The sequence below is a fragment of the Marinobacter sp. genome, assembly GCF_052094685.1.
Taxonomy (GTDB): domain Bacteria; phylum Pseudomonadota; class Gammaproteobacteria; order Pseudomonadales; family Oleiphilaceae; genus Marinobacter.
This window is the reverse complement of the sequence record NZ_JBQDKB010000158.1, coordinates 1-4,445: the sequence shown is the minus strand read 5'-3', so window position 1 is coordinate 4,445 and position 4,445 is coordinate 1. Positions and strand designations below refer to the sequence as shown.

Below are 4,445 nucleotides of genomic sequence, written 5' to 3'. Positions count from 1 at the left end.
CCTCCTACCTCTACCTGCTGGTCCAAAGTGCTGCACTTATTCTATGAGTCCAAGGGGAGAGGATTAGTCTTATTTGCGAAAGATTATTTGATAATTAACAATAGAACCGAAGACCCTTTGATAAAAATCAGGTGTTACCAAATGAAACAGATAGAACTGGATAAACTCGACCAGCGCATCCTGGCAATACTGCAACAGGAGGGGCGAATCAGTAACCAGCAATTGGCGGAACAGGTTGGGTTATCTCCAGCGGCCTGTTGGCGACGGGTAAGAACTCTAGAGGAAACCGGTATTATCAAGGGTTACAGTGCACACCTGGCCCCAGAAATGGTGGGTCAAGGGTTATGCGTATTGGTCAATCTGTCACTTCAGAGACACACCATAGACAGCACCGCAGAGATTGAGCAGAAGGTGAGTAGTTATCCCGAAGTTCTTCAATGCTTCGCGGTAACCGGCAACGCCGATTTTGTATTGCGGGTAGTAGTGCCAGATATGGTCAGCTACGACCGCTTTCTGAACGAAAAAATATTCACGTTGCAGGGTATCGCGCAGGTTCATTCCAATTTTGCACTACGGGAAATAAAGAACACCCAAACGATACCCGTAGGGGATGCTGAGTGACTCGGCGGCCAGCTAACTAAAGAGAAGCTGCCTGCTGACTTTGAAGGCGAAGCAGTAGAACCGCCACCAGCACCACAAAGATACCTGAAAGCGCAAACGAAAGACCAAAACCGCCCAAACCCAGAATGGCACCAAACAGCAGCGGCGCCATGAAGTGAACCGCTCGATTGGCCATTAGGCGCATCCCCAGCGCACCGGATCTTTGTTCCCGCTCAACACTCTCGGCAAGAACCACCATCGACAAGGGCTGCGTAAGGCCTCCGCCCAGCCCCACAAGAATGGATAACAGTGCAATAGCAGCCACATTGCCAGCGAACCCCATACACGCCAGCCCCACAGAGATGAAGCACAGTGCCAATATGGTCGCTTGCTTGCGTCCGCCAGCGGCTCCAATAATCCGGGGAATAAACGGGCGTATCACCATGGAAGTAGCCGACCTCAGGCTGACCAGCACCCCGATCATCACCGCGCTCATTTCTAAGCTATCGAGGTAAACCGGTAAATAGCTTCCATAAACGCCCAAAGCGAACATGCCGGCAACCGTAATCGCAATAGACACCTGAACGCCGGTGTTGCGGCGGATCAGCGAGGCTTGAACACGAAACCCGGTTTGTTTGCCGGTAACCGCCATGCCCTGGGTCGCATCACCGGCCAGCGCAAGGCCCGCCAAACCACCCAGCAAAGAGATGCCGGCCATAACCAAAAACAGGTTGTTAACGCCGCCCGCCCAATGAATCCAGGCACCTGCCAGCAAAGGGCCAATCACCTGCCCGCCAGACAACCAGGTGGAATACCAACCGAAATAACCTTCCAGTTTAGGGCCGGTTGCCAGCGACGAGATGATGGTCTGCGCCGACAGCACCATTTGAAGATGGGCCAGGCCAATCAATAGTTGCCCACCGATAAGCCCGTAGTAGCCGGACAAAACCTGCATAATCAGCAGGCCCGCAGTCATTACAAGCGCGCCCGCCACTAGCGTAATCCGGCCACCACGGCGAGCGACAACGCCACCCAAAGGAATGGCCAGCAAAAAAGGGAACAAATACTGAGAGCTTAGAATAACACCCAGCATAAGGGGAGACGCCCCGAGCTCAAGACCGTAAACCGGTACAGTCACCAGTAGCATCGAGTAAACAATGAAGCAGAATGTGAGCGATACACACACTGCAACAAAATTCTGTCCGGCTTCATCAGCCGGACGTTTCAGGGCGCATTTCAGCGTTGGTTTTTTAATACATCACCGGGCACTAGGTCACCATGGTGCAGATTTCAGAAGTTAGAAATCAACGGTTAACCCAAGATTGAGGCGGCGTCCATCGAGGACCACGCCGTAGGTGTCGTTAGTCACTTTCTTGTCGCCAATATTGTACACGCCAGCCTTTACCCGTGCGCTCTCATTCAGTTGATATGTCAGGCCTGCATCCACAAAACCGTAGCCTGGTGTGCCTTCGTCCATGCTCTTGCGACCGAGAGAATCACTGGTCTCACCACGAACATTGCCATCCAGCCAAAGGTTAAGCAGGGCTGTCGTTTGCCAATCCAGTCCCGCATTCAGCATATGCTTGGGGATCTTGTTTAACGGCTCGCCCTTGTAGTCACCGGATTTCTGCTCGGAGTGGGTAAAAGTATAACTGGAACTGAAGCCCACCGTTTCAGTGATGCCGTAATCAAAGGTGAGTTCCACGCCTCGCATCATGGCTTTATCAATATTTTCGCGCTTGCTCAGGAACAGGTAATCGTTGCCCTCGTAAGTGCAATTCCAGGTTGAGGGATCATCCGAATCACCGCCCGAATCACAAAAACGATCTTCAGCGATTTTATCCTTGAAGTCAGTATGGAACAGCATAACACTAGCATTCATATCCACCAGGCGGTCGTCAAACACAAAACCAAGCTCGTAACTGGTGCTGGTTTCCGGGTCCAGATCTTCATTACCAATAATCAGTGCCCGGGAGTGCGGCGCCGGTGAGTTCGGCCCACCGGTCCGACGGCCAAAGCCTTCGGTGGCGTCCGGCAGACTGGGTTGCCTGTAGCCTGTGGAAACCCCGCCTTTAAACGTCCATTCAGGTGTCAGATGGTAGTTAGCATAGAGGCGCGGGCTCAGGTGGCCACCAAACAGTTCATCGTCGTTGTAACGCACGCCAGTGGTCACGTTCAGATCGTTGGTTACCGACCACTCCACCTCGGCGAACACGGCCGCAATCCAGCGATCCACCTTCGAGGAGGCTGAATCCACGGTTCCCAGCAAACCATTAGACTCATCCACCAAGTCCTCATACTTATACTGACCACCAAAAGTCAGCATGTGGTTGCCCATAAACAGAGTGCCCTGGGTGTTAAAGGTAGAGACTTCCTCTTTCTTCTTGTCGAGTTGAACCACCTCGGAAGCATCATGCTGCAGATAGGAATTCAGCATCAGATTGCCGTAGTTTCCCTGGTGAGTCAGCGCATAAACATCCTTTTTGTAGTGAGTGCCACTGGGATCAGCATCAGCGGCGATACTGACGCCAGGGGTATGGCGGAAGTCGAGCTCGGACGCGCTGTAGCTCAAGCCAAATTCATTAACATCATCCGGCGTCAGAATAAGCTTGGCACCACCCTGCTTATCGGTTCTATCGGGGGTACTTTCAGCGCTTTTAGTTCCTGCAATAAAAGTAGATTCTTCCGATCCCTGCCACGAGCCGTTGACCTGTGCAGAAAGCAGCCCAGGTATAAGCGGACCACCTGCAAAAAGACTAACCTGCTGTTCATCCTCGTTAACATCAGTGAACGACTTGGTGTATTCCGTACCGACGGTGCCAGACCAAGTGCCCGACGTTTTTTTGGTGATGATATTGATAACACCGCCCATGGCTTCGGAGCCATACAACGACGACATGGGGCCACGAATAACCTCCACCCGCTCAATCATCGATGCGGGTGGCAACGCAATCTGCTTCCCGCCGCCGGTGCCATTCGTATTAACGTTACGACCAGAGGAAACCGGGCGGCCGTCAATCAGGTAGAGCGTGTAATCACCGCTCATCCCGCGAATCGTAATGTCCTTGGACTTGCCACCACCACTGACATAAACCCCCGGTATATTCTTTACCGCATCAGTGATGTCGTCGTATGAGCGCCGATTCAACTCTTCCCCGGAGATAGCTGAGATGCTTGCTGGCGCATCAGAGATGTTCTGCTCAAACCCAGCAGCGGTAACGACTATCTCACCCAGCTCAACCGGCTGCTGCTGAGCAGTGGCAAAACTACCGGTACCCGCCAGGGCGATGGAAGATGCCAGCAGGGAAATGCGGCGCATAGAAGACTCCTTGTTTGTTTTGTCACGCTAAAAAATCCCGCATCCATAAATCGTTCCGCGTTATTCGGAATCAATCTTAGATGCCAATGAAACTCATTGGCGACGGACATTACCACAAGTTTAGTCTTCAAATGTTGGAATGATGCGTGCCATATTCTGGAACGGCTGCAGGAACGCGCATTCTTCTTGGTTCTTGCCAGTTCGTAGGCACGGCGCTTGTAACGTGATTGATAAACGCCCGAATCCGTCTTGGCAGAACACCATGTGGGCAGAGCAGTGACACCGGCAGAACCGGTCCCTGCCAGTCGGGCAAACTTGGCTCCAATGTGCCGGGATGAGCACTGAGCCGGCGCTCCACCAACCAGTGCGGCATTAGCCCCAAGCCGCGACCACCGGCAATAGCATCGCCCTGCACACTGAACTGATCCACCGTAAAAGCGCGCTTTGGCGGGCTAAGTGGGTAGACGCCCTCACTAGCAGCCTGTCGGACTTGCACCTGACAGACAGCGTTTAAAGTGATCTTGTT

The 4,445-nt window shown here is 52.8% G+C and carries 4 protein-coding genes; 1 reads left to right on the top strand and 3 read right to left on the bottom strand.

What is annotated here, in order from left to right; translation table 11 throughout:
* Nucleotides 1-141 precede the first annotated feature (141 nt).
* Nucleotides 142-621 (top strand): Lrp/AsnC family transcriptional regulator, encoded by a 480-nt coding sequence (locus ACTH3S_RS17925; protein WP_441810371.1) that lies wholly within the window; start codon nucleotides 142-144, stop codon nucleotides 619-621.
* Between the two features lie 16 nt (nucleotides 622-637).
* Here ACTH3S_RS17925 and ACTH3S_RS17920 read toward each other — a convergent pair whose 3' ends face one another.
* From ACTH3S_RS17920 to ACTH3S_RS17910, 3 genes are all read right to left on the bottom strand, one after another.
* Nucleotides 638-1,828, bottom strand: coding sequence for an MFS transporter (locus tag ACTH3S_RS17920; protein WP_441810372.1), 1,191 nt, complete (start codon nucleotides 1,826-1,828; stop codon nucleotides 638-640).
* A 69-nt stretch (nucleotides 1,829-1,897) separates the two neighbouring features.
* Entirely contained in the window at nucleotides 1,898-3,919 is a 2,022-nt protein-coding gene (locus ACTH3S_RS17915; RefSeq protein ID WP_441810370.1) for a TonB-dependent receptor domain-containing protein, read from the bottom strand.
* Nucleotides 3,920-4,046: 127 nt separating this feature from the next.
* On the bottom strand, nucleotides 4,047-4,445 hold a 399-nt coding region (locus ACTH3S_RS17910; RefSeq protein WP_441810369.1), incomplete at its 5' end, for a LysR substrate-binding domain-containing protein.